This window comes from Saonia sp. (assembly GCF_056326165.1).
On record NZ_JBWFBN010000008.1, the window covers coordinates 144640 to 168654 of the forward strand.

General features: G+C 34.1%; 26 protein-coding genes and 1 riboswitch. Of the genes, 16 read left to right on the forward strand and 10 right to left on the reverse strand.

The window, feature by feature from the left end:
- Positions 1-79: 79 nt before the first annotated feature.
- Positions 80-296: riboswitch (cobalamin riboswitch) on the forward strand.
- A 72-nt stretch (positions 297-368) separates the two neighbouring features.
- Positions 369-2225: a TonB-dependent receptor plug domain-containing protein gene (locus tag AC000W_RS09005; protein WP_474747711.1), complete on the forward strand. Its 1857-nt coding sequence runs from the start codon at positions 369-371 to the stop codon at positions 2223-2225.
- A 44-nt stretch (positions 2226-2269) separates the two neighbouring features.
- Here the strand turns inward: AC000W_RS09005 and AC000W_RS09010 are convergent, their stop codons facing one another.
- On the reverse strand, positions 2270-3748 hold the full coding sequence (locus AC000W_RS09010; RefSeq protein WP_474747712.1) for a S41 family peptidase: 1479 nt from the start codon (positions 3746-3748) through the stop codon (positions 2270-2272).
- 212 nt (positions 3749-3960) lie between these two features.
- Here AC000W_RS09010 and AC000W_RS09015 point away from each other — a divergent pair, with 212 nt between their 5' ends.
- The 5 genes from AC000W_RS09015 (at position 3961) to AC000W_RS09035 (ending at position 7021) form a co-directional block, all read left to right on the forward strand.
- The gene (locus tag AC000W_RS09015) at positions 3961-4470 is read left to right on the forward strand and encodes an RNA polymerase sigma factor (protein ID WP_474747714.1); all 510 of its coding nucleotides are present in this window, start codon (positions 3961-3963) and stop codon (positions 4468-4470) included.
- Positions 4457-4888 (forward strand): hypothetical protein, encoded by a 432-nt coding sequence (locus tag AC000W_RS09020; protein WP_474747715.1) that lies wholly within the window; start codon positions 4457-4459, stop codon positions 4886-4888. Before AC000W_RS09015 ends, AC000W_RS09020 begins: the two co-directional genes overlap by 14 nt.
- Before the next feature lie 11 nt (positions 4889-4899).
- Positions 4900-5442, forward strand: a complete 543-nt coding sequence (locus AC000W_RS09025) for a DUF4252 domain-containing protein (protein WP_474747717.1) — start codon at positions 4900-4902, stop codon at positions 5440-5442.
- Positions 5443-5525: 83 nt separating this feature from the next.
- The gene (locus AC000W_RS09030; RefSeq protein WP_474747718.1) at positions 5526-6065 is read left to right on the forward strand and encodes a DUF4252 domain-containing protein; all 540 of its coding nucleotides are present in this window, start codon (positions 5526-5528) and stop codon (positions 6063-6065) included.
- A 140-nt stretch (positions 6066-6205) separates the two neighbouring features.
- Positions 6206-7021 carry a mechanosensitive ion channel family protein gene (locus tag AC000W_RS09035; protein ID WP_474747720.1) on the forward strand — a complete coding sequence of 272 codons (816 nt, stop codon included), beginning with the start codon at positions 6206-6208 and terminating at the stop codon, positions 7019-7021.
- Between the two features lie 24 nt (positions 7022-7045).
- On the opposite strand, the gene purB is transcribed toward AC000W_RS09035, so the two are convergent.
- The 3 genes from purB to AC000W_RS09050 are packed head-to-tail and all read right to left on the reverse strand — an operon-like array spanning position 7046 to position 9709.
- Positions 7046-8389, reverse strand: a complete 1344-nt coding sequence (gene purB / locus AC000W_RS09040; RefSeq protein ID WP_474747721.1) for an adenylosuccinate lyase — start codon at positions 8387-8389, stop codon at positions 7046-7048.
- Between the two features lie 53 nt (positions 8390-8442).
- Complete coding sequence (locus AC000W_RS09045; RefSeq protein WP_474747722.1) at positions 8443-9000, reverse strand: adenylosuccinate lyase; 558 nt, start codon at positions 8998-9000, stop codon at positions 8443-8445.
- A gap of 7 nt (positions 9001-9007) precedes the next feature.
- Positions 9008-9709 carry an SIR2 family NAD-dependent protein deacylase gene (locus AC000W_RS09050; RefSeq protein WP_474747724.1) on the reverse strand — a complete coding sequence of 234 codons (702 nt, stop codon included), beginning with the start codon at positions 9707-9709 and terminating at the stop codon, positions 9008-9010.
- Between the two features lie 57 nt (positions 9710-9766).
- On the opposite strand from AC000W_RS09050, the gene AC000W_RS09055 reads away from it, so the two are divergent.
- Genes AC000W_RS09055 through AC000W_RS09065 form a run of 3 tightly spaced genes read left to right on the forward strand, consistent with a single transcriptional unit; the run spans position 9767 to position 11359 of the window.
- Positions 9767-10423 (forward strand): TrmH family RNA methyltransferase, encoded by a 657-nt coding sequence (locus AC000W_RS09055; protein WP_474747725.1) that lies wholly within the window; start codon positions 9767-9769, stop codon positions 10421-10423.
- Positions 10424-10462: 39 nt separating this feature from the next.
- Positions 10463-10990, forward strand: coding sequence for an SRPBCC family protein (locus AC000W_RS09060; protein WP_474747726.1), 528 nt, complete (start codon positions 10463-10465; stop codon positions 10988-10990).
- 3 nt (positions 10991-10993) lie between these two features.
- Complete coding sequence (locus AC000W_RS09065) at positions 10994-11359, forward strand: VOC family protein (RefSeq protein WP_474747728.1); 366 nt, start codon at positions 10994-10996, stop codon at positions 11357-11359.
- A 2-nt stretch (positions 11360-11361) separates the two neighbouring features.
- On the opposite strand, the gene AC000W_RS09070 is transcribed toward AC000W_RS09065, so the two are convergent.
- The 4 genes from AC000W_RS09070 to AC000W_RS09085 form a co-directional block, all read right to left on the reverse strand.
- Entirely contained in the window at positions 11362-13053 is a 1692-nt protein-coding gene (locus AC000W_RS09070; RefSeq protein WP_474747729.1) for an alpha-amylase family glycosyl hydrolase, read from the reverse strand.
- Between the two features lie 82 nt (positions 13054-13135).
- Positions 13136-13900: a carboxypeptidase-like regulatory domain-containing protein gene (locus tag AC000W_RS09075; RefSeq protein WP_474747730.1), complete on the reverse strand. Its 765-nt coding sequence runs from the start codon at positions 13898-13900 to the stop codon at positions 13136-13138.
- A gap of 76 nt (positions 13901-13976) precedes the next feature.
- A complete protein-coding gene (locus AC000W_RS09080; protein WP_474747732.1) occupies positions 13977-15791 on the reverse strand; it encodes a DEAD/DEAH box helicase in 1815 nt (604 codons plus the stop codon).
- Between the two features lie 149 nt (positions 15792-15940).
- On the reverse strand, positions 15941-16519 hold the full coding sequence (locus AC000W_RS09085) for a non-canonical purine NTP diphosphatase (RefSeq protein ID WP_474747733.1): 579 nt from the start codon (positions 16517-16519) through the stop codon (positions 15941-15943).
- A 54-nt stretch (positions 16520-16573) separates the two neighbouring features.
- Here AC000W_RS09085 and AC000W_RS09090 point away from each other — a divergent pair, with 54 nt between their 5' ends.
- The 4 genes from AC000W_RS09090 (at position 16574) to serA (ending at position 20420) form a co-directional block, all read left to right on the forward strand.
- Positions 16574-17026 carry a methyltransferase family protein gene (locus AC000W_RS09090; RefSeq protein ID WP_474747735.1) on the forward strand — a complete coding sequence of 151 codons (453 nt, stop codon included), beginning with the start codon at positions 16574-16576 and terminating at the stop codon, positions 17024-17026.
- A 95-nt stretch (positions 17027-17121) separates the two neighbouring features.
- Positions 17122-17748: a SatD family protein gene (locus AC000W_RS09095; protein ID WP_474747736.1), complete on the forward strand. Its 627-nt coding sequence runs from the start codon at positions 17122-17124 to the stop codon at positions 17746-17748.
- Positions 17729-18430, forward strand: a complete 702-nt coding sequence (locus AC000W_RS09100) for a DUF3307 domain-containing protein (protein WP_474747738.1) — start codon at positions 17729-17731, stop codon at positions 18428-18430. Before AC000W_RS09095 ends, AC000W_RS09100 begins: the two co-directional genes overlap by 20 nt.
- Before the next feature lie 97 nt (positions 18431-18527).
- Entirely contained in the window at positions 18528-20420 is a 1893-nt protein-coding gene (gene serA, locus AC000W_RS09105) for a phosphoglycerate dehydrogenase (protein WP_474747739.1), read from the forward strand.
- Here the strand turns inward: serA and AC000W_RS09110 are convergent.
- Entirely contained in the window at positions 20404-21171 is a 768-nt protein-coding gene (locus tag AC000W_RS09110; RefSeq protein WP_474747740.1) for a class I SAM-dependent methyltransferase, read from the reverse strand. The two genes, serA and AC000W_RS09110, sit on opposite strands and share 17 nt — an antisense overlap.
- A gap of 6 nt (positions 21172-21177) precedes the next feature.
- The gene (rlmH, locus tag AC000W_RS09115) at positions 21178-21651 is read right to left on the reverse strand and encodes a 23S rRNA (pseudouridine(1915)-N(3))-methyltransferase RlmH (RefSeq protein ID WP_474747765.1); all 474 of its coding nucleotides are present in this window, start codon (positions 21649-21651) and stop codon (positions 21178-21180) included.
- Positions 21652-21747: 96 nt separating this feature from the next.
- Here rlmH and nadC point away from each other — a divergent pair, with 96 nt between their 5' ends.
- From nadC to AC000W_RS09130, 3 genes are read left to right on the forward strand one after another with little or no spacing between them, the layout of a single operon-like run.
- Positions 21748-22605 carry a carboxylating nicotinate-nucleotide diphosphorylase gene (gene nadC, locus AC000W_RS09120; protein WP_474747742.1) on the forward strand — a complete coding sequence of 286 codons (858 nt, stop codon included), beginning with the start codon at positions 21748-21750 and terminating at the stop codon, positions 22603-22605.
- On the forward strand, positions 22606-23571 hold the full coding sequence (locus tag AC000W_RS09125) for a YihY/virulence factor BrkB family protein (RefSeq protein WP_474747743.1): 966 nt from the start codon (positions 22606-22608) through the stop codon (positions 23569-23571).
- A 53-nt stretch (positions 23572-23624) separates the two neighbouring features.
- The gene (locus AC000W_RS09130) at positions 23625-24011 is read left to right on the forward strand and encodes a DUF2147 domain-containing protein (protein ID WP_474747745.1); all 387 of its coding nucleotides are present in this window, start codon (positions 23625-23627) and stop codon (positions 24009-24011) included.
- Positions 24012-24015 lie beyond the last annotated feature (4 nt).

The following is a 24015-nucleotide window of genomic DNA, read 5'->3' on the forward strand; positions in this document are numbered from 1 at the left end:
TGTTGTAGGCTTCATTTACCTCATATATAAAATGAACAAGAAAAAATAATTTTGACTATCATTCCAAATTAGTAATACGTACTTTCGTATTGAATTTAGGTTTCTATCACTTTTTGTGATAGGATTAAAAGGGAATCCAGTGAAAATCTGGAGCTGTTCCCGCAACTGTAAGCATGTGTTGAATTTATTTCACCACCTCCAAGAGTTGTTATGTACTACTACCACTGTCCATTATGGATGGGAAGGTCGCATAGCAAATTGCAAGTCAGGAGACCTGCCAAATTCAAACAAATAATGTTAAACTTTCGGGATAGAAGTTTACGTATGGGTACAGACATACTAATCTCCCGTTTATTGAATTAAACGAAATGAACAAAAATTTTATTGGGCTATGCGCCATTGCTTTGGTGTATACAAATGTTGTTTCACAACAACAAAAAGATTCCACTGTTGTCCAGCATTTGGACGAAGTTGTTGTAAGTGATTCCCGTTTTGAACTTAAAAGGGAAAACTCTGGAAAAACAGTAATAAAGATTACTGCGGATGAATTGAGAAAGAATCAAGGCAGGTCTATTGCCGAAATCATTAATACCAAAAGTGGTATTGAAATTACAGGAAGTAGAGGTAGAAAAGGAGCAATTTATGGTGTTTATGCTAGAGGTGGCAGAGGTAAGCAAGTATTAGTACTAATAGATGGTGTTAGGGTGTCCGACCCATCCTCTTCTTCACAAGATTATGATCTACGTTTATTGTCCACTTCCAGTATTGAATCCATTGAAATTATTAAAGGTGCCGCAAGTACACTTTATGGTGCCAATGCAGCTACGGCAGTTATAAACATTATAACAAAAAAAGCCACTCAAGAGAAAATAGCTTTAAATGTTCAGTCGAGTTTAGGAACCAATCAAACTACAAAAGACCAAAACTATAATATTTCTGACTTTTCGAATGGAGTACAATTGAATGGGACATTGGGAAAATTTAATTATTTAACTAGTTTTTCAAATCAATATTCCAATGGCCTTTCTGCTATTATGACTCCTAATAATAGAGAAGATGATTATTCAAATTTTAGTACAGATGTAAAGCTTGGCTACCAATTTACAGATGATTTTGGGGTTGCTATTTATGGTAATCACACCAAGTTAAGAACTCAGTTTGATGAATCTTTTGGGTTGATAGATGCTCCCTATCAGTTTTTAAGTGAACAAAAAAGAGTTGGACTTTCATCAATTTATAAATATAAAAACGGTTCTATAAATGTTAATGGATCATTTGCTGATTATGCCTCGGAAAACCAAAGTGCCTTCCCAAATATGTTTAAAGGCACTAATTTAGTTGTAGATGTTTACAATAAGTATGTTTTTAATAATGTTTTCCATACGATTATAGGCCTAAATTATCTTAAAGACGAAAGTAAATTTGACGTAGCAAAAGATTTTAAAATTACAGACCCTTACCTAAATGCCATATACATATCTGCTTTTGGATTGAATTTGAATCTAGGAGGAAGGTTAAACAATCATTCTGAATATGGTTCCCATTTTGTATACAATGTGAACCCATCGTATACCCATAAATTAAATAGTGGCTACTTAAAACTGATGAGTTCCTATGCAACTTCTTATATAACACCAACACTTACTCAATTGTTTGGTTTTTTTGGTGCTAACCCTAATTTAGAGCCTGAAGGGAACAGGACTGTTGAAGGAGGTTTTGAATATGGAAGTAATGATTTAAGAGCTAGTGCCCTTTATTTTAATAGAGAAGAGAACAATCCCATTGTTTATGGCCTTAATGGTTATGAAAACATTGAGGGATTTATTGATGCCCAAGGAATTGAGATTGAACTAGACTGGGATTTGTTTGATGCTTTAAAATGGTCCGCCAATTACACCTTTACAGAGCGGAAGGGTGATAATGCTATTCGCATACCGAAGCATAAAATAAATACTTCCTTTGGGTATGATTTTTCAGAGAAAACTTATATGTCTATGACATATTCCTATACAGGAGAACGTTCTGATACCGACTTTAACACCTTTACTGATGTGGCCCTTTCGCCTTTTTCATTAGTGGATGTATATGTTGGTCACGAAGTGATTGCTAATAAATTGAGCGTATTTTTATCCGCCAACAATTTATTGAATGAAGACTATACAGAGATTATTGGTTTTACTACAAAAGGTAGAAACATTAGAATAGGAATGAACCTTAATATGTAAGAAGATAAAAAAAGAGGCTTAAATTTTAAGCCTCTTTTTGCTTTTTACTGAATGTTCAGGTTTAAATCTAGATTCTTATCCAGATACATATTATCCTTGGCAGGAGTAAACATTTTTCTACTGGTCATAATCTTGACAGGCATTTTTACTGTAAAATCTCTTTTTCCAGAAATCCCAGTAATTTCTTGTATGGCTCTGGCCAATAAGGGCTCGTTTAAATCCCCTAAGATTCCAAGATTGGCCAAATCTTCCTCTAATTCAACATCTGGAACCAAACCAGCCGTATAATCAGAAAAACCATCTGCATTTTCATTTCTACCTACCAAAGGCTGCATGCCCCAGCTATTCTCCGAGTTAATATCATTCACTTTGCCAGAGTTATATACAAAACTATTGCTTGGAATATCTACTAGAGTAATGGAAAATTCATTTTTACCCCTTGTGGTTTCACCAATGTGTACAATATCCACATATGGAGCTAAGCCATTCATCACCAATTCACTTGCAGAGGCAGAACTGTTAGTGGCCAAAATATAAACTTTGTTAAGATTTAATGTATTAAGATTAGCTCCACTTCCGGTTTCATTTCCAAAATAGTCTTCCAATTGTTCAGCGCTTAATTCTGGTTGTATCTTATCATTCCAACGCTGCCTTATATACAGGTCGCTTGTATTTGTACCATAAATCATACTTGCCAGTAAACGAGAGGAGTTTACAGAACCTCCAGGGTTGTACCTTAAATCTAAGACTAAATCAGTTACTCCTTCTGAGCTAAATTGCCCAAAGGCATCATTAAGGTCATCATCAAAATTACTGGTAAAACGGTTGTACACTAAATATCCAATTTTATTACCATTAATATCAAATGATTTGGCAATAAAAACGGGATTTTCTACCAAGCCTTCCATTTTGGTCAATGTAACTTCCTTATCATTAGGAGTAATGGAATTATTTTCAATATCTGCCATGTTTAGCGTATAGGTATCATTATCACCAAAAAGTAACTCAACATAGTTATTTAGGTTTAATGTTTGCCCATCCACACCAGTAAAGAGTTCTCCTCTGGCAATATCTTTTGTTGAAGCATCAGAATTAGGAACAATGTAGCGTACATATCCAAAGACATCATCACTATCAGAAAATTTTACTAAGCCATATTCCAATCCATCACTTTTAGAAATACCAGCTTGGGACTGTATTAAAGTATTATAATCTTCTGCTAAAAAACTAAAACGGTCTTCTGTGAAAAGAAGTTCATCATAAAAAAAACTCTCTGGGTTCAAAAATTGTTCTAAGTAGGTAGTATATTCTTCGGTACTGGAAAAACGAGTGTCCGCCAAATCTGGTACATCGGCTTGCCAAAAATACCATAGATTTAATGCTTTCCACATAAAATCCTGTACATCCACACCAGCATTTGGATCTGGGTCTTGCCCACCTGGTTCACCCACGCCGTCATCATTCTTTTTACAACCAACAAACAATATGGTGGCACCAACAAACAATAAAATATATTTTTTCATAGCTTTTTTTCTTTTCAAGAATCAATTATCATTCCATTTAGTATTGATTCTATAACTTTCCTTTCAAATGCAATATACTTATTTTTATAAAGTACAAGCGTCTAAATTATGGACATCCAAGGAGAATAAAAATTTTTTGTAACAAAAATCGTTGTACTTCGTCTTCATTATGTAACCCTCTAATTAGGATTGCAAAACAACTATACCAAAGCATGAATCAGGCAGAATTTGTAAAAGTGGTAATGCCCTTTAAAGATAAGCTCTACAGACTAGCAAAACGTTTGTTGACTTCCTCAGAGGAAGCAGAGGATGCTACACAAGAAATACTGATGAAGTTGTGGTCTAAGAACAATAAAATTGAAGAGTATAACAATGTGGAGGCTTTTGCCATGACCATGACAAAGAACTTTTGTTTGGACAGATTAAAATCCAAACAAGCAAGTAACTTAAAATTGGTACACAGCAATTATAGCGATGAAAACACATCATTACAAAAACAAGTTGAAGCCAATGACAGTGTAAGCTGGGTAGAAAAAATAATGGAAGAGTTGCCCCATCAACAAAAAATGGTATTACAATTGAGAGATGTAGAAGAATACGATTTTGATGAGATAGCGAAATTACTGGAAATGCAACCTACAGCAGTGCGGGTAACATTGTCCAGAGCAAGAAAAACAGTTAGAGAAAAATTAATACAAAAACATAGCTATGGAATTGGATAACATAGAAAAATTATTGGAAAAGTACTTTGAAGCAACTGCTACAGTAGCTGATGAGAAAACACTAAGAGCCTATTTCACAAATGAAAACATAGCACCGCATTTGGAACAGTACGCTCCCATGTTTCAATATTTTTCCAATGCCAAGGAAGAACAGTTTACAAAGCAGGTATCCGTCACAGGGGTCGCTAAGACCAGAAACATCTATTATAAATGGATTTCCGTTGCTGCGGTGGCCGTTCTAATGTTTGGCATCTATTTTGGTAAGGAGTACCAAGAACAAAAACAAGCAGAATATGCATTTAATGAAACAAAAAGAGCATTGAACTTGTTGGCCGATAATTTTGGAAAAGGAACCCAAAAGATGGCTTATTTAACCGAGTTTGAAACAACAACTCAAAAAATTTATAATAACAAATAAAATTTAGAAAAATGAAAAAGTATATTTTAATAGTATTAATTGCAATTGTACCCCTAGCAGGTTTTTCACAATCAGCTTTTGACAAGTATGAAGATTTGGAAAATGTTAGTTCTGTGGTAGTAAATAAAAGTATGTTTAAGCTTTTAAGCAATATTAATGTAGATATTGACGATCCAGAGGCAAAAGATTTTATGGATATAGCGCAGAGCCTTACGGGATTAAAGGTTTTTATAACAGAAGATAAAGGAGTTTCTACAGATATGGCAGCAACGATGACTAAGTATCTTAAGTCTGCATCTTTAGAAGAGTTAATGCGTGTTAAGGATAAAGACGCCAATATAAAATTCTATATTAAGAATGGAAAGGATGAAGACCATGTTAGTGAGTTGTTAATGTTTGTCACTGGAATAAAAAATGCAGATATAGAAATTAATGATAGAAAGATTGAAACAGTATTACTTTCTTTAACAGGAGATATTGATTTAACAAAAATTGGAGCCCTTACTAGTAAGATGAATCTTCCGGAAGAATTAAATAAAGCGGAGAAGCATTAAGAGTATTGATTTCAGTTGGCAATATTATTTGAATTTGCCAACTGAAATTTTATATTAAAGCAATCAATCAAAAAAAACAGAAAATGAAAAGTATATTAAAAGGTTTGTTGGTTATAGTAGTAGCCTTCGTCGCTTCTTGCTCATCAACACAGAGTCTTCAAGAATATTATGTAGATAGTGCAGAAAATCCAAACTTCATCTCTTTGGACGTGCCTACTAGTATTTTGAATTTGGCCGAGGCCGATTTAACCGAGGGACAAAAAGAAGCACTTTCCTCTTTAAGGAAATTAAACGTTTTGGCTTTTAAAAAGACTGCCAATAATGAAGCGGATTATAAAATTGAAAACGCCAAAGTAAAAGATATTCTAAAGAACGATGAGTTTGTGGAGTTAATGAAATTGAATTCTAGCTATGGTAAGGGAGTTATAAAATATTTAGGTGATGAGGACGCCATAGATGAGGTAATCATTTATGGAAATAGTAAAGAGAAGGGTTTTGCCTTAGTGAGAGTTCTTGGCAAGGATATGAACCCGGCTCATATTGTACAGCTTTTACAAGCCATTCAAAAATCCGATTATAAAGGTGAAGGCCTTGGCGATATTGGAGAATTTTTGAAAGGTTAACTTTTTGGAGTAACTAAAATTTTAGTCCTGTTCTATTTATTTGGAGCAGGATTTTTTTATGGTTAACATTTGATTGTCCATTCTCTTTGTTCATACAAATTGTTATCTTGGGGCACACATTAACATTAACTATATATATTATGGAAAAAGCACAGGAATGGATTAATTATGGAATTGATTTGGCCAAAGAGTTTGGGCCTAGATTAATTACAGCACTTGTTATTTATATTATTGGATCTTGGATAATCAATAGAATTATTAAGGCATCCAAAAAGATGATGGCAAAAGGCAGTTATGATGAATCACTGCAACGATTTTTAGTAAATTTAATCTCATGGGCATTAAGAATATTCTTAATTCTTTTAGTGATATCGCGACTTGGAGTGGATGTTACCACATTTGCTGCCGTTATAGCCGCTGCTGGTTTGGCTGTAGGTTTAGCATTACAAGGTTCGCTTTCCAATTTTGCAGGTGGAGTTTTAATTATGATTTTTAAGCCGTACAAAATTGGAGATTTAATTGAGGCTCAAGGGACTTTAGGCGTTGTTAAAGAAATAGAAATTTTCACCACCAAATTAACAACTCCAGACAGCAAGTTGGCAATTGTTCCAAATGGTGCTATGGCAAATGGTAATATCATAAACTATACTGCTGAAGGAAAAATGAGAGTAGACACTACAGTTGGAATTGGTTATGACGAGGATATAAAGAAAGCCAAGGAAGTGTTGTTAGAAGTACTTACATCCAACCCAAAAGTGTTAAAGGACCCTGCACCTTCAGTAAATGTCTCTGGTTTGGGAGACAGCTCGGTTGATTTTGCAGTAAGACCTTTTTGTAAACCCGAAGATTATTGGGATGTATATTTTGCAACTTATGAGAACTGTAAACTAGCATTGGATAAAGCTGGTATTGAAATACCTTATCCACATGCAGTAGAAATACAGAAGAAAGGATAATATTATTTCTTTTTTAAAAAAGTATTAAACCCCAGTATAATTTGCTGGGGTTATTTTTTTTAATTCACTTTTAATAGCATCCGAAACTTCTAAAGTGTCAATAAAATTGGCAATGGATTGCTGATTTATTTTCTCATTGGTACGCGTAAGACCTTTTAAGGCTTCATATGGATTTGGATAACCCTCACGCCTTAAAATAGTTTGAATTGCCTCTGCAACCACTGCCCAATTATTTTCCAAGTCTTGTTCAAACTTCTCCTTGTTCAATAATAATTTGTTCAATCCTTTCATCGTAGATTGAAAAGCAATAGAAGTATGAGCCATTGGGACACCAATATTTCTAAGTACAGTACTATCTGTTAAATCTCTTTGCAATCGAGAAACTGGAAGTTTGGCAGACAAGTGCTCAAAAAGAGCATTGGCAATACCCAAATTCCCTTCAGAGTTTTCAAAATCTATTGGATTTACTTTATGCGGCATAGCAGAAGAACCAACTTCCCCAGCTTTTATTTTTTGTTTAAAATAATCCATGGAAACATAGGTCCAAAAGTCCCTGTCCAAATCTATAATAATTGTATTGATACGTTTTAACGTATCAAATAGGGCAGCCATATGGTCATAATGTTCAATCTGAGTGGTAGGAAAAGAGTGGTGCAGTCCTAATTTTTCCTGTACAAATTGTTGCCCAAAAGCTTTCCAATCAATTTCTGGGTAAGCTACTTTATGTGCATTGTAATTTCCTGTGGCGCCACCAAATTTGGCTGCACTTGGAATATCATTTAATAAATTAAATTGTTCTTTTAATCGAACAACGAAAACTTCAATTTCTTTACCCAATCGGGTAGGGGAGGCTGGTTGACCGTGGGTTCTTGCCAACATGGGAATATCTGCCCACTCGGAAGCCAAACTTGTAAGTTTTTCCAGTATTTCAAAATACTGTGGGACATATGCCTCATTCATGGCCTCTTTTAATGAAAGGGGAATGGCTGTGTTGTTTATATCCTGTGATGTTAATCCAAAATGGATAAACTCTTTGTGGACTTCTAACCCTAATGAATCAAACTTCTTTTTTATAAAATATTCAACCGCTTTGACGTCATGATTAGTAATTTTTTCTATGTCTTTAATTGTCTGAGCATCTTCTGAAGTAAAATCTTGATAAATTTTACGCAGGGATTCAAATTTTGTTGTGTCAAAGGATTTGAGTTGAGGTAAAGGAATTTCACACAAAGCAATAAAATATTCAATCTCTACAAGCACTCTGTATTTAATAAGGGCTTCTTCAGAGAAAAATGGTGCAAGATTATTTACTTTGTTTCTATACCGACCATCAATTGGAGAAATGGCGTTTAAGGGGTTTAATGACATTTTTTTGGATTGAATTTTTGAAAGGGCAAAGATAGTTATATAGTTTAAGAGTTTTAAAGTTTTGCCAATGTATGTCTGGCTCTGGCCTTGTAAGCTGCACTGCCTTGGGCATAATTTTGTTCTAGTATCATTTTTAGTTCTGGATGTATCCATGAAAATTTTGAGCCTATCAAAAGTAGGCAGGTCATAGAATGTGCTTTTGGAGCTACTTTGTGGTTGCCAATTAGCCAATCAAAACATGCAGTTGCTATTTTTTCTAGATGCCCTTCTTTTATATGCTCTCTAGTAATAGAATTCTCTTTTTTAAAATAATCTAGCATTAATAATTCGCACATTTTTGCCATAGGCCTAACAGCTGATTCGTACTTTACTGTGTGAATGTTATTTATAAAATAATCTATATGTGGCAGAATTGGCTTTATATCTTGTTTAGCAGAAAATTCCAATCCCCAACACGCTTTGGTAGAAACGGGGTCATTTACCATGAAAACAATTTCCATGAGAGGGCGGATAAGAGTTGGGTCGCCAAGAATTATTTCTGCCATTCTCCCTCTTTTTTCCCTTGTATGATCTATATAATTTAAGGAGTTGTATAGTTCTTCTTTTGTCATATTTTTTTTATAAACTAGAAATTTTATCAATTAAAGAAAAGGTAAGATTAGGGACTCCATTTACTGCGGTTTCGGAAATAATAGTGAGATTCTCAAAATCATATTTTCCAATGCTTGGTTTGGGATCTACGAAATAGATAGGATTTCCTTTCTGTGCATAATTTATAAGTCCGGCAGCTGGATATACTTGCATGGATGTGCCTATAATAATTACAATATCAGACTCCAATACAATTTCTGCTGCATGATTAAGTAAAGGGACATCTTCTCCAAACCAAACTATATGTGGTCGTAGTTGGTATCCGTTGTCACATAAATCTCCCAATTTTAAATCCTTTTTCCATTCTAAAATAGTATTAGAGTTTTGCGTACTCCTTACTTTTAAAAGCTCACCATGTAAATGTAAGATTTGGGAACTGCCAGCACGCTCATGAAGGTTATCCACATTTTGGGTAATAATGGAAACATCATAATAAACTTCCAATTCTGCCAAAGCTTTATGTGCTTTATTTGGTTCAACATCAAAAAGCTGTCTTCTTCTCTGATTATAAAAGTCCAGTACCAATTCTGGATTTTTGGCAAATCCCTGCGGGGTGGCAACTTCCATAACATCATGTCCTTCCCAAAGTCCATCTGCATCTCTAAATGTTTTTATGCCACTTTCAGCACTTATTCCTGCTCCGGTGAGTACAGCTATTTTTTGTTTCATATAACAAATTCAATATCATCAAATTTATACATTTTACATTTTTATTATATTAGAATTATGTTTGATTCTGATTTACTTACATATTTAGAGAAAATTATTTCCCCAGAACGTAAGCAAAGGTTTCTAGAAATATTGGAAAGTCGGACCAATTATATTACTGTTGCCATTGAAGATGTTTACCAAATGCATAATACGAGTGCCGTCATAAGGAGTTGTGATGCCTTTGGAATACAACAGGCACATGTTATAGAAGGAAGGTTTGGTAATCGGCTTGATAAGAACATTGCAATGGGAGCTCAGCAATGGGTTGATGTGTATAGGTATAAAAACACTACAGACTGTATAGATGCCCTAAGAAATAATGGATATAAAATCATTGCAACTACTCCTCATAATGAATCCTGTTTTTTAGATGATTTTAAAATTGATGGTAAAGCTGCTTTGTTCTTTGGAACTGAAAAGGAAGGATTAAGCCAGGAAGTCATGGATAAAGCCAATGGATTTATTAAAATACCAACAGTAGGTTTTTCTGAAAGTTTAAATATTTCTGTATCCGCAGCAATTATTTTACAATCATTAACGGTTAAATTAAAAAAAGGGAACATTGATTGGGGTATATTGGAAACCGAAAAATTAAATAAACGTTTAGATTGGTCAAAAAAATCAATAAAAAGCATTGATGCTATTTTGGAAAGATATTATACCGATAAATAAATTTCGCTATATTTATTGGACTAACTAATTGATAAACAAATGATGACATTACTTTATATTTTAGGGGGAATTGTTCTTTTAATTTTAATACTTGCCCTGTTGGCACCAAAGACTTATGATGTTTCTAGAAGTATAGAAATAACTAAACCTAGGTCTGATGTATTTAAATATTTGCTTTCGTTAAAAAAAATGGATGAATGGTCACCCTGGGCAAAAAAGGACCCAAATATGAAAAAAACTTTTACGGGAACTGATGGAGAGGTTGGTTGTGTAAGTCATTGGATAGGAAATAAAGATGTAGGTGAGGGAGAACAAGAAATAAAAAAAATAATTGATGGAAAGCGAATAGAATCTGAACTGCGATTTCTAAAACCATGGAAATCCACATCAGATTGCTATATTGATGTTGATGAAGTTTCTAAAGGAAATACAAAAGTTACTTGGGGCTTCTCTGGTAAGAACAAATTTCCAATGAGTATTATGACGCTTTTTATGAGCATGGATAAAATGGTGGGTAAGGATTTTGAAGAAGGATTAGGTAGTTTAAAAACAAACTTAGAAAAATAGAATATGGTAGGATGGTTTGAAGTACCTGTGACTAATATGGACCGGGCAAAGGAGTTTTATGAAAAAGTTTTTGCAATTGAGATTAGTGTACATGATTTAGGTGGTTTTGTTATGGGTTGGTTTCCCAATGATCCAAAAAAGTCTGGAGCACAAGGTTCTTTGGTAAAACATGAAATGTATATACCAAGTGAAACTGATGGACCACTAATTTATTTTTCTTGTGAAGACATTGCAACAGAATTAGGAAAGGTAGAAACTTCTGGAGGTAAAGTATTAAAACAAAAAACAGAAATTGGTGGCGGACATGGTTTTATGGGACTATTGTTGGACACAGAAGGAAATAGAATTGCTGTGCATTCAAACAAATAGATCTACTCTGCTAATTCCAAAAGAGCAATATCATAGTCATTCTCTAAGAGAACTTTTCCGTTTTGCACCAATACTTCTGTTTCAGAATATGTATCATATAATTTGGTGCCATCGCCGAAAAATCCCTTTACCCAAAGGTATTTTTTACCCTTGGGTAAGTTTAACCCAACTACTACCTTGTCTTTATAATCTCCATCTACATAACTTCTACTAAAGACATATGGACTTTTAGCAAGCCTTTTATGTTTTCCTGCCCCTATAGCCAAATGATTGGCTCTAAACTTCCCTAATTTTTGCCAGTGATTGTGTATCCTTCTTGTTTCGGGTAGACTGTCCAAGTCTTGCCAGTTCATAAAAGACCGTAGTGTGGCATCTCCCTCAGTACCTTCTATAGTAAGGTTTCTCGCTGTTTCATCACCATAGTAGATTTGGGATGCACCTTGTGTAAGCAACAACACATTAGCAGAGTAAATAGATTTTTTACGCTCTTTATCAAAAGGTTCCCCATCATCATGAGAGGTTAGGTAATTGAGCACACTTTTCCCTTTGAGTTCTGTATTTAAAAGAGTATTATATTTTTTAAAAATGGTTTCATAATCACTTAGGGCATCTTTTTTTAGTTCAAAATTAATAAGGCTTTTAAAGCCATAATTAAAGTAATCTACTTTTTTGTTCCCAAAATCAAATTCACGACCAGCAGAAATATTATAATTATAAACTTCACCTACCATAAAAAATGGGTTATTATCCAATACATTATCGGGGTGTTTTTTCTTCCATGTTTCAAAAGCATATGAAGCTTCTGCATAGAGTTCACTCCATGCATTTTCATCTGCGTGTTTTACTGTATCTACTCTAAAACCATCAATACCATATTCATTCACATAATCTGTCAACCACTTAATTATATAAAAACGTGGTGCTCTAGGGTGACCAGTTCTATCAAAAAAGGATTGTAATTCATCTAACTCTGTACTTAATCTTCCTTCATTTTTCCATTTGGCCAAAAGCTGATCAGGGAGCGCTATTGGTTCACTAGATTCGGTATAGATATCGGGTAAATTATCTACTAGTGTACAGCTAGTTGTATTTTCATAGGTGGTAAATTCACATGTTGGACTGGTTCGTACCCAATGTGACGGCCAAACAGAATCTTCATCTGTTACTGGCCCAGTATGGTTAAGAACAACATCTAACAAAATGCGAATTCCTTTTTTGTGAGCGGTTTTCACCAAAGTTTCCAAATCTTTTTTTGTTCCAAAATTGGGGTCTAAAGCTGTCCAATCTTTTGCCCAATATCCATGATATCCATAGGTGTTACCTGTTCCTTCGTTCACTGCACCGTGGATTTGTTCCACAGTAGGTGTAAACCATATAGCATTAACCCCTAAATCTGTAAAATATCCTTCGTTTATTTTTTTGGTGATACCTTGTATGTCTCCTCCCATGAAGCCCCTTAAAACTCCAGTTTCTTCGGTACGGTCAAAGTTAATATCGTTATCCTTATTACCATTATAAAACCTATCTGTCAGTAAAAAGTAGATATTGGCACTTTCCCATAGAAAGGGAACTTTTTTCTCTTCTACCTCAATAGAATCTGTTGCAATGGCAGTGTCATTTGTGGAAGCATTTTTGACATCTTTACAACTAAAAACCAACAGGATTAAGGGAATAGCAATAAGTAGTTTTTTCATTCTCATGAATTTTCTTTAAAGCTATAAAATGATAGTGGAAATAGAAAATTTATTTGTAGGACATTACCTCGGGTACGATAATTTAGTTTTTTCTATTTAAAACCCTGTATTCTTCATAACAACTGCTAATAGCATCCAAAATTTGAAGATCATTTGCAGTCATAATAAATGACCTAGAATAATTACAGTTGTTTAGAATGTCATCTATATCTACTTTTTCCAATTGTAAGAGCTCCATTAAAGTTTCCCTATCGAATTTTGCGGCTAAGAGATCTCTAATTTGGTCATCTTCTTTCATTTGCCTTAATTTTCTCATTTGGTTTGGTTTCTTTCCAAATAAGTTCCTTAACAAATCAGCTGGGTTAAGTATTGCTCCCAAAACTTTGGTTACCGCACTTGGAGTTTTGTTACCGCCTTCGTAGCTTTTAGATAAGCCAGAGATGCTATATTGATAAGCATTGTTAATTGGTAGATTTTTCACATCGATTTCCAAATAACCCGTAAGCTGGTATGGTTTTACTATGACTTCTTCTAAGGCATATGCCAATTCAGTCAATGTAATTTTTGTATCCTCAAACTTGAACATATCATTGGTAATTCTAACCTTTTGTGACTTGAAACCTAAAAAGGTAAAATATAAAGTATCGTTTACTGCGGCTGATATTGTAAATTCTCCTTCTTTGTTGGTAATGGTTCCTACTACTTTGTTGAGGTTCACTACATGGACACTCTCCATCGGAGTATCTGTTTGTGCGTTGACAACAATAGCTTTAATTTCCCCATTGTCTTCTTGGGCAGTTCCTATGAAGCTTATAAGGCAAAAACAAACGAGTATAATTTTTCTCATGTACAAAATCCAATTCTAAAAATAGTAAACAAAATAAAAAAACACGCTACTGCGTGTTTTTTTAATATACAATTAACTAATAAAAGCCATCTCTTCTTTTGCTTTTTCTTCTACCTCCAGAATTACTAGAGCCGCCAGAATTGCCTTTAAAAGAGCTTTTGTCCCTTCTACGACCACCTTCACTATTACTTCTATTTCTATCACTTTTCCCTCTGCTTCGGTCCCTTCCTCTATCATTGCGTCGTCCACCACCGCTACCTCCGGGATTTTTAGAAACTTCCACATTTACAAATCTACCATCTACCTTAAATTCAGAAAAAGTACTTAGTATTTTTTCTGTGTGTTCAGCATCAGTATTAAAGAAAGAGAAACTTTCTTTGGTATCTACTTTATAAATAACATCTCTATCAACATCTAAAGTATCTTTAAGGAAGTCTTTTAGGGACATCCAATCATACCCATCTTTTTCTCCAACATTTATGAAGTATCTAACAGAACCGTTGGTGGGAACTTCTCCACCTCTAGAACGACTTTCTTTTCTTTCTCCTCGTTCCCTTCTACCAGAATCTGACGAATTAAGGTCTTGAGATTTGCTGTAATACTGATAAAATCTTGTAAACTCAACCGAAACAATCTTTTTAATAAGTTCTTCACGGTCAATTCCTTGTAGAACATCAGTGATTGCAGGTAAATAATGATCTACATCATCATTGATTTTAGTATCCTTAATTTTATTTGCAAGATGATATAATTGAATCTCACAGATTTCGATTCCTGTTGGTATTTTCTTAGAAATAAAATTTTGCTTTATTTTTCGTTCTATAGCAGTGATTTTTCTTAACTCACTACGAGTAACAATTACCATAGAAATTCCTGACTTGCCCGCTCTACCTGTACGACCACTACGGTGTGTATAGGTTTCAATCTCATCTGGTAATTGATAATTTATTACGTGCGTAATATCATCAACATCTATTCCACGAGCGGCCACATCTGTTGCAACCAACATTTGTATTTGTTTTTTACGGAATGAGTTCATTACCAAATCTCTTTGGTTTTGGCTTAAATCACCGTGAAGCGCACCAGCATTATAACCATCTTCAATCAGTTTTTCTGCAACTTTTTGGGTATCCCTTTTGGTTCTACAAAAAATAACTGAAAATATACCTGGATTAGCGTCAGCTAACCTCTTTAATGCTGGGTATCGATCTCTACCACTTACAACATAGTGTTCATGTTGTACTGTAGAGGCTCCTGAATTTTTATCACCCACTGTAATCTCTTTGGGAGAGTGCATAAATTTTTTAGCAATGGTAGAAACTTCTTTTGGCATGGTAGCCGAAAATAACCATGTAGATTTTTCATTGGGAGTATTGGAAAGAATATCCTTAATATCCTCATAGAACCCCATGTTCAGCATTTCATCTGCCTCATCAAGAATACAATAGTCAATTTTAGAAATATCAACCAACCCACGGCTAATCATATCTTTCATTCTACCTGGAGTTCCCACAACTATTTGTGCTCCTTTTTTAATCTGTCTAGCTTGGTCTGTAATGCTTGCTCCACCATAAATTGCAACAACATTTACTCCTCTTTCATATTTGGAATACAATTGTATTTCATTGGTAATCTGCAAACAGAGTTCCCTTGTAGGAGAAAGAATTAACCCTTGGGTAGTTCTACTTTCGTTATTAATTTTTTGAATTAAAGGAAAACCAAAGGCTGCGGTTTTTCCTGTTCCCGTCTGCGCCAAAGCGACCAAATCGGTTTCGTCTTCCAATAAGATTGGAATTGCTTTTTCTTGTACTTCAGAAGGAGTTTCAAACCCTAAATCTGAAATAGCATTTAACAGGGACTTTTGCAGTCCCAGTGCTTCAAATTTTGTCATAATAAGTTTTACTTAATTCGCAAATATGTATGTTGCATAGAGCGGTTCTCGTAAATGACCTATTAGACTCGGCGCAACACATGCTATACCAGCGGCGTTTATTAAAGCGGCAAAGGTACTGCTATTTATTTACATGCAGATAGTTGGGGTTAAATACTTTCTGTAAGATGCTTTACCAGTTTTTGGATTGCCTTTCCTCTATGGCTTATTTTGTTTTTTTCTGATAAGAGTAGCTCAGCAAAAGTCTTGTCATATCCGTTTGGCCTAAATACGGGGTCATACCCAAAACCTTTTTTTCCATACTTCTCTGTTGTTATTTCTCCCTCAACAATACCATAAAACTGTTTTTGCTCTGTTGGCAGATTCAAGGCAATTACCGTTTTGAACTTAGCTATCCTACTCCTTTTATTATTCAATTCTTGTAAAAGTTTATCCATATTGTCATTAGAACTTTTGTGCTCTCCTGCGTATCTTGCGGAATAAACTCCAGGATTACCGTTTAACGCATCTACTAACAGGCCAGTATCATCTGCAAAACATGGATAGTTATATTTTTGAGTAACATAGTCCGCCTTTAATTGAGCATTCTCTTCCAAGGTTTTTCCAGTTTCTGGAATTTCTTCATTACACCCAATATCGGATAATGATAAAATAGTAATTGCTTTTGGTAAAAGTAATTGCACTTCTTTTAATTTGTTAAGATTATGTGTTGCAAATACCAGTTTCATTTATTTTTTTGAAAAACTAATTATGGAAGATTTCAAAAATAGTAATTTTAAAGAATGAAATTAAAAATTCCACCTGCGATAGTTGTTTTGTTTTTTGCTTTAGCAATGTATTTTCTTAATAAATTTTTACCTGTTGGTGATCTTGCTTTTTTTGGAACCAAGTATCTTATGGGTGTTTTATTGATATTGGCATTATTAATAGTATTAATTTCTTTATTACAGTTTTATAGAAGTAAAACAACAATAGACCCTGTTAAACCTTCAAAAGCTTCTAGTTTGGTTACTAAGGGTATTTATAAATATTCCAGAAACCCTATGTATTTAGCAATGTTATTGCTGTTGATGGCTTGGGGATTATGGTTAGGAAATGCTTTTAACACTATTTTGGTTGCTGGGTTTGTATCTTATATGAACGTTTTTCAAATATTCCCAGAGGAGGAAGCTCTTACCAGTCTTTTTGGTTCCGAGTATAAACAATACTGTACTTTAGTTAGAAGATGGTTCTAAAATATACTACAAAATAAATATTAGCGTTATGACTTATAATTAATAAAATTAGTGTATTTGCTTATATTTTAATATATTAGCATTTTAACTTATATATGATAGCCACAATAACAGGAGATATAATCAATTCAGAAAGGAACAACATTCAAGAATGGATGCCTGTTCTTAAGAAGTATTTTTCCAAAATCGGAAATACTCCAATGGATTGGGAAATATACAGAGGTGATGAATTTCAAATAAGAACAACACCGGAGAAGGCCATGGAAATTGCTATATCCATTAAGGCTTTAATAAAATCTTTAAAAGGACTAGATGTGCGTATGAGTATTGGTTTTGGTAATGAAACCTTTGCGGGTAATAGCGTAAGTGAATCTAATGGTACTGCCTACCAACGTTCTGGAAGATTTTTTGATAAACTAAAAAAAGAAAAACTTAATTTGGCCGTGGTGACAGGCGATGAAGAGAAAGATAAAGAGCTAAACTTTATTTTAAAACTTGCCCTGGATTTTATGGATAATTGGACTCCTGTTTCTGCCGAAATAGTTGCAATGGTCTTGGATACTCCCAATATTTCACAAAAGGAAATGGCAGATATGCTCCATATACAACAGTCTGCTGTTAGCCAACGCCAAAAAAGAGCTAGGTTAGATTTGGTTTTGGAATTACTAAGCTATTACAATAAATTAATAAAAGAGATTCCCAATGACACTACTGTTTATTAAGTTGCTTTTAGCTCATTTAATCGGTGATTTTTTATTACAGCCCATAAAGTGGGTCATTCATAAAGAATCCAACAAGGCATCATCAAAATATTTATATTTTCATGTATTTGTACATTTTGTATTGACCATGTTAGTGGTTTGGGATTTAAAATTTTGGAAACAAGCTCTTTTAATTATGGGTTTGCATTATGTTATTGATGCGGCGAAACTTTATTCAACCCCCTTGTTTAAGAACAAAAACATCCCTTTTTTTATTGACCAAATCCTTCATATTATTGTCTTATACTGTGTTGTTTTTTACGGAAATATTACTGGTCATTCTATAGAATTAATTAATAAAATAGATTGGTCTTTGGTAACGGCTATTGTATTTGTGAGCTTTCCAACAGCCATAATTATGGGAAAATTGATGGAGGCCATGTCCAAACAAATTGCTTTGGATCACAAATCGCTCCCTAATGCAGGCAAATACATTGGAATTATTGAACGCCTGTTTGTGTTGGCTTTTATTATTTCTGGTAAATGGGAGGGAATTGGACTCTTGATTGCGGCAAAATCGGTTTTTAGGTTTAATGACCTTAAGGAAAGCAATAGTCGTAAGCTTACGGAATACATTCTAATAGGCACTTTGCTTAGTTTTGGAATTGCCATGTTAACGGGAATTGTCTATACAAACCTTTAAATAATATCAATTCAAATCCTTTTTGTTTTATTTGGAATAACAGTTATAACAGATAAAATTTATGTTTAATTTTGTGCCTTAATTTATATCAATAAAAATGGTAGAAGTGGGCAGAAAATATGTGTTCGATTTTGACAGTACATTGACCAGGGTAGAGGCATTGGATGTTTTGGCAGAAATGATATTGGAGGGTAAATCCAATAAAGATGAAATTGTCCAAGAAATTCAAAAAATCACCAATTTGGGAATTGATGGTGATATTTCTTTCACTGAGTCACTGGAAAGAAGAATTAAATTGTTGAATGCCCATAAAGATGATTTGGAAGGTTTAGTTACGGAGCTTCGTCAGAAAATTTCTAAATCTATTGAAGCTAATAAAGATTTTTTTCATGACTATGCCGATGATATTTATGTAATTTCTTGTGGTTTTAAAGAATTTATAGATCCTATTGTTGAGGAGTACAACATCCCTTCTGAAAGGGTGTATGCCAATACTTTTAAGTTTGATGCTGATGGAAATATAATAGGTTTTGATGAAACCAATGTTCTTTCTGCGCATAATGGTAAAATAGAATGCCTTAAGAACTTGAACTTAGATGGAGAGGTTCAAGTAATAGGAGATGGATATAGTGATTATGTTATGCGAGAAGCTGGTATAGCTGACAAATTTTTTGCCTATACAGAGAATGTGCACAGAGCAAAAGCTGCTAACAATGCTGACCATGTTGCTCCAAATATGGATGAATTTTTGTTTGTAAATGATTTACCAAGAAGTATATCTTACCCTAAGAATAGAATAAAAATTCTTTTGCTAGAAAATGTTCACCCTGCCGCATTTAAGAACCTTTCAGAAGATGGTTTTTCTGTTGAGTTGGTAAAACATAGTCTACCAGAAGAAGAATTAATAGAAAAAATTAAAGGCGTTCATGTATTGGGCATACGCTCTAAAACGCAGGTAACTGAAAAAGTATTGGAAGCTGCAGACAAATTATTGGCTGTTGGTGCTTTTTGTATAGGAACTACTCAAATAAATCTAGACTCTTGTAAAAGGAAAGGGGTTGTAGTTTTTAACGCACCTTATAGTAATACACGTTCTGTGGTGGAGCTGGCCATTGGTCAGATTATAATGCTCAAAAGGAGCATTTTTACCCGTAGTACAGAAATTCATAAAGGACAGTGGAACAAAACTGCATCAAATGCCACAGAAGTGAGAGGCAAAAATCTAGGAATTATTGGCTACGGAAACATTGGTAAGCAATTATCTGTTCTAGCTGAAGCCATGGGTATGCGAGTGTACTACTATGATGTGGGTGATCAATTAGCTCTGGGTAATGCGGTTAAATGTAACACTTTGGAAGATTTATTAAATGTTTCCGATGTTGTTTCACTTCATATTGACGATAACAAGGCTAATAAAAATTTTATTGGAGAAAGAGAGTTAAACCAAATGAAAGACGGCGCCATATTGGTTAATCTTTCTAGAGGATTTGTCATTGATATTCCAGCTCTGGCATCTGCATTAAAGAGTGGAAAATTGGGCGGAGCTGCTGTGGATGTATATCCTGAAGAACCACGGGCAAATGGAGAATTCTATACAGAATTGCAAGGATTGGAAAATGTAATATTAACTCCACATATTGGAGGAAGTACAGAAGAGGCCCAACGAGATATTGCAGATTTTGTACCTAACAAAATTATGGATTATGTCAATTCTGGTAATACAGTTGATGCAGTTAATTTCCCAAACATAAGACTACCTAAGCAGAATAAAGCTCACCGCTTTTTGCATATACATAAGAATGTTCCTGGTATCATGGCAAAGATTAATGAAGTTCTTGCAAAATATGAAATGAATATTTCTGGTCAATATCTATCAACGGACAATGAGGTCGGTTACGTTATTACTGATTTAGACAAGGAGTATAACAAGGATGTTATAAAAGCCCTTAAAAAGATAGAGAACACCATTAAATTTAGGGTGCTTTACTAAACTTATTTATTCTGCCAATCTTGGTAAAAATAGAATAGGTTACAGTTTTTAGTTCATCACTGTCCCAATACTGTTTAATTTCGTTTATTAAACTATCTACTGGATTTTCATAATTGACGTTTTTGTAATTCTGGACACTTGACCATGAATTAAAGTAGCCTTCCAAATCAGACAAGTTAAGCTTGGACTTAATTTCAAAACTTTTGTGAAGTATTATCTCGGGGAATATGAAACCAATGGCTTCATACTCGGAATCAATGTGTTTACGTTCATCATTCCAATAAGGAGCAATAATTTTGGTATAAAAAGTATTGATGATGGAATCAATTTCCAGATTTATTTTTAAGAGACCATATCCCCAAATAGCTATTATGGCATTATTTCTACTTACTCTTATTGCTTCTTTGTAAAAAGCATCAAAATCAAACCAATGAATGGCTTGTGCCACGGTAATCAAATCAAAAGTATTGTCCTTAAAATCTGTTTTTTCGGATCTTTGTTCGCTATAAAAAATAGCACTTTTTCTTTCAGCTAGTTTCAGTTGCTTTTCACTAATGTCAGTTGCATAGACATTTTTAAAATGTTTGGACAATTCTATGGCTACTTGCCCGTTGCCCGTGCCACAGTCCCAACAATTTTCTCTTCCAGGGGTTATTTTTAATAGTTCATCATAAAAATCAGCAGGGTAGACAGGTCTATATTTTTTATAGATTTCAGCTTGTGTTGAAAACTTGTCCAGTACTTTTTTCATTGGTTTTTATTGATGATGATAGGGTTCGTTCTTTAAAATAGTGAATCCTCTATAAATTTGTTCCACAACAAAAAGGCGTACCATTTGATGCGAAAAGGTCATTTTGGATAGACTAATTTTACTATTTGCTTTTTTATATAGAATTTTACTGAATCCATAGGGTCCGCCAATGATAAGCACAAGCTGCTTGGTTCCCATATTCATTATTTTTTGTAGGTGGTTGGAGAATTCAACAGAACTGTATTGCTTTCCATTTTCATCCAAAAGAACAATAAAGTCCGTTGGGTTTAATTTCTTTACAATAACATCAGCCTCTTTATCTTTCTGTTGGGATTCAGACAAGTTTTTTACATTTTTTATATCGGGAATAATTTCAAGGTCAAATTTTACATAGTGTTTTAACCTATTTTCATAGTGATTAATAAGTCGCTCTAAATCAGAGCTGTCCGTTTTTCCTATTGCCAATAACTTAATGTTCATAAAGGCAAAGTTAGCATATACTTGCAAATCTTTAAAGATAGGCGAGATGGGTTTGCCCATTGTTTTAGTAAATTAGCAATTAGCAAACATTAGTAGATGATTACAGAAGAACAATTCGATAAAGAAATAGAACTGATTATTGAAAATGCCATTAGAGAAGATGTAGGTGACGGTGACCATAGTTCCCTAGCTTGTATTCCAAGGGAAGCACATGGAAAAGCGAAACTTTTAGTAAAGGATGAAGGAATTATTGCAGGAGTAGCGTTTGCCAAACAAGTATTTGCTTATGTGGACAACGCTATGGAAGTAGAGACTTTGATTGAGGATGGAAGCCCAGTAAAATATGGCGACATTGTTTTTTATGTCTCTGGAAGTTCTCAGAGCATTTTAAAAGCGGAACGTTTGGTGCTTAATGCTATGCAGCGAATGAGTGCTATTGCTACAAAGGCAAATTATTTTATGTCTTTGGTTAAAGAAACCCAAACCAAAATTTTGGACACCAGAAAAACAACACCAGGAATTCGAGCTTTGGAAAAATGGGCCGTGAAAATTGGAGGAGGAGAGAATCATAGATTCGCTTTGTATGATATGATTATGCTCAAGGATAACCATATAGATTTTGCAGGAGGAATTACAAAAGCAATTGAGACAACAAAGCAGTATTTAAAAGATACAAAACGAGATTTGAAAATTATCGTAGAAGCCCGCAACTTGGATGAAGTAAAAGAAATCCTCAAAACCCCTGGAGTATATCGTATTCTTTTGGATAACTTTAATTACGAAGACACACGTATGGCTGTTAAAATAATAGGGAATTCTTGTTTAACGGAGTCTTCTGGTGGAATTAATGAGGAAACCATAGGTAAATATGCAGCCTGTGGGGTAAACTATATTTCATCTGGAGCATTGACTCATTCAGTTTACAATATGGATTTAAGTCTTAAAGCGGTATAAATGTCTGCAGAAATTGAAGAACAGATAGAAAAAATACCAATTATAAATTGGGCCGCAAGATTATTAAAGAAAATAAAACTTTCTGCTTTTGAAGGCCTTTCCATGTACGACTTGCTGGAAATGTATATTTTGGGCATTGTTAAAGGGGCATTATCATCTAGGGCAAGCTCCATTGCCTTTAGCCTTTTTATGGCACTCTTTCCGTTGCTTATTTTCTTAATTACTCTTATTCCTTTTATTATACCTTATGTAAGTGTGAGCAATGAAAATTTTGATGCTCAACTATTGGTTTTTTTGGAATCTTTTTTGCCTTCTGCAACAGGGGATTATTTTGGTGATATTTATCAACAGATAAAAGACCAAAAAAGAGGAGGTTTACTATCATCATCTTTCTTAATATCCATTTTTTTAGTAGCAAACGGTGTAAATGCCATTTTTGGCGGCTTTGAAAATTCCTACCATGTAGAACTTACAAGAAACTTTTTTAGACAATATATGTATGCTTTTATGGTGGGGTTAATTCTTGCCATTTTGTTACTAATTGGCGCCATTGCCTTTGTATATTTTGAGTTTTACATTGTTGAGTATTTAAGTGAATTTGCCGCTAAAACACGAGGCTATGATTTGGAAGAGAATGATATTGTGGGAGTAACAATAGGGAAAGTTTTATTTTTTACCCTATTATCTTACTTAACCACCGCTATTCTATATTATTTTGGAACAGCAGAAGGTAAAAAAGCCAAATTCTTCTCTGCAGGCGCTTTAATGACGACTTTATTGTTTTTGTTAACGTCATATCTATTTGGAGTATATGTGGAAAAATTTGCGCGTTATAATGAGTTATATGGTGCATTGGGAGGATTATTGATTCTTATGGTATTTATTTGGCTAAATTCTAATATATTGCTCCTTGGCTTTGAACTCAATGCAACTTTAAATTCCTTAAGAAAAAACATTAAAAAATAATGCGAAAAGAAAGTAAGGTAGTATTCATATGTTTTTTTATATTTTCTTTTCAGATGACCTATTCTCAAAGTGTATTTGGAAAATGGAAGACTGTGGATGATAGGAATGGTATTGTAAAGGCAATCATTAATGTGTACGAAGAAAACGGTGCAATGTATGCCTATGTAGAAAAGATTTTAGAAAAAGGAAAAGAAGGGGCACTTTGCACCAAGTGTAAAGATGAGCTTAAAGATAAACCCGTGGAGGGCATGATGATTATGGATAGCCTCACCAAAAATAAAAATGGAGTATATACGGGGAAAACACTTTTTGACCCAGAACAGGCTATGACTTTTAGGTGTAAAGTATGGTTAAATCAAGATAACCCAAATGAACTTAAAGTTAGGGGATATTTGGCCTTTATTTATAGAACTCAAACTTGGATTAGAGCAACAGATTAAGTAG

What these genes read in the sequence shown, in the direction of transcription:
- AC000W_RS09005 (WP_474747711.1), top strand. Translation starts at nt 369, where the DNA reads ATGAACAAAAATTTTATTGGGCTATGCGCCATTGCTTTGGTGTATACA.
- AC000W_RS09010 (WP_474747712.1), bottom strand. Translation starts at nt 3,748, where the DNA reads ATGAAAAAATATATTTTATTGTTTGTTGGTGCCACCATATTGTTTGTT.
- AC000W_RS09015 (WP_474747714.1), top strand. Translation starts at nt 3,961, where the DNA reads ATGAATCAGGCAGAATTTGTAAAAGTGGTAATGCCCTTTAAAGATAAG.
- AC000W_RS09020 (WP_474747715.1), top strand. Translation starts at nt 4,457, where the DNA reads ATGGAATTGGATAACATAGAAAAATTATTGGAAAAGTACTTTGAAGCA.
- AC000W_RS09025 (WP_474747717.1), top strand. Translation starts at nt 4,900, where the DNA reads ATGAAAAAGTATATTTTAATAGTATTAATTGCAATTGTACCCCTAGCA.
- AC000W_RS09030 (WP_474747718.1), top strand. Translation starts at nt 5,526, where the DNA reads ATGAAAAGTATATTAAAAGGTTTGTTGGTTATAGTAGTAGCCTTCGTC.
- AC000W_RS09035 (WP_474747720.1), top strand. Translation starts at nt 6,206, where the DNA reads ATGGAAAAAGCACAGGAATGGATTAATTATGGAATTGATTTGGCCAAA.
- purB (WP_474747721.1), bottom strand. Translation starts at nt 8,389, where the DNA reads ATGTCATTAAACCCCTTAAACGCCATTTCTCCAATTGATGGTCGGTAT.
- AC000W_RS09045 (WP_474747722.1), bottom strand. Translation starts at nt 9,000, where the DNA reads ATGACAAAAGAAGAACTATACAACTCCTTAAATTATATAGATCATACA.
- AC000W_RS09050 (WP_474747724.1), bottom strand. Translation starts at nt 9,709, where the DNA reads ATGAAACAAAAAATAGCTGTACTCACCGGAGCAGGAATAAGTGCTGAA.
- AC000W_RS09055 (WP_474747725.1), top strand. Translation starts at nt 9,767, where the DNA reads ATGTTTGATTCTGATTTACTTACATATTTAGAGAAAATTATTTCCCCA.
- AC000W_RS09060 (WP_474747726.1), top strand. Translation starts at nt 10,463, where the DNA reads ATGATGACATTACTTTATATTTTAGGGGGAATTGTTCTTTTAATTTTA.
- AC000W_RS09065 (WP_474747728.1), top strand. Translation starts at nt 10,994, where the DNA reads ATGGTAGGATGGTTTGAAGTACCTGTGACTAATATGGACCGGGCAAAG.
- AC000W_RS09070 (WP_474747729.1), bottom strand. Translation starts at nt 13,053, where the DNA reads ATGAAAAAACTACTTATTGCTATTCCCTTAATCCTGTTGGTTTTTAGT.
- AC000W_RS09075 (WP_474747730.1), bottom strand. Translation starts at nt 13,900, where the DNA reads ATGAGAAAAATTATACTCGTTTGTTTTTGCCTTATAAGCTTCATAGGA.
- AC000W_RS09080 (WP_474747732.1), bottom strand. Translation starts at nt 15,791, where the DNA reads ATGACAAAATTTGAAGCACTGGGACTGCAAAAGTCCCTGTTAAATGCT.
- AC000W_RS09085 (WP_474747733.1), bottom strand. Translation starts at nt 16,519, where the DNA reads ATGAAACTGGTATTTGCAACACATAATCTTAACAAATTAAAAGAAGTG.
- AC000W_RS09090 (WP_474747735.1), top strand. Translation starts at nt 16,574, where the DNA reads ATGAAATTAAAAATTCCACCTGCGATAGTTGTTTTGTTTTTTGCTTTA.
- AC000W_RS09095 (WP_474747736.1), top strand. Translation starts at nt 17,122, where the DNA reads ATGATAGCCACAATAACAGGAGATATAATCAATTCAGAAAGGAACAAC.
- AC000W_RS09100 (WP_474747738.1), top strand. Translation starts at nt 17,729, where the DNA reads ATGACACTACTGTTTATTAAGTTGCTTTTAGCTCATTTAATCGGTGAT.
- serA (WP_474747739.1), top strand. Translation starts at nt 18,528, where the DNA reads ATGGTAGAAGTGGGCAGAAAATATGTGTTCGATTTTGACAGTACATTG.
- AC000W_RS09110 (WP_474747740.1), bottom strand. Translation starts at nt 21,171, where the DNA reads ATGAAAAAAGTACTGGACAAGTTTTCAACACAAGCTGAAATCTATAAA.
- rlmH (WP_474747765.1), bottom strand. Translation starts at nt 21,651, where the DNA reads ATGAACATTAAGTTATTGGCAATAGGAAAAACGGACAGCTCTGATTTA.
- nadC (WP_474747742.1), top strand. Translation starts at nt 21,748, where the DNA reads ATGATTACAGAAGAACAATTCGATAAAGAAATAGAACTGATTATTGAA.
- AC000W_RS09125 (WP_474747743.1), top strand. Translation starts at nt 22,606, where the DNA reads ATGTCTGCAGAAATTGAAGAACAGATAGAAAAAATACCAATTATAAAT.
- AC000W_RS09130 (WP_474747745.1), top strand. Translation starts at nt 23,625, where the DNA reads ATGACCTATTCTCAAAGTGTATTTGGAAAATGGAAGACTGTGGATGAT.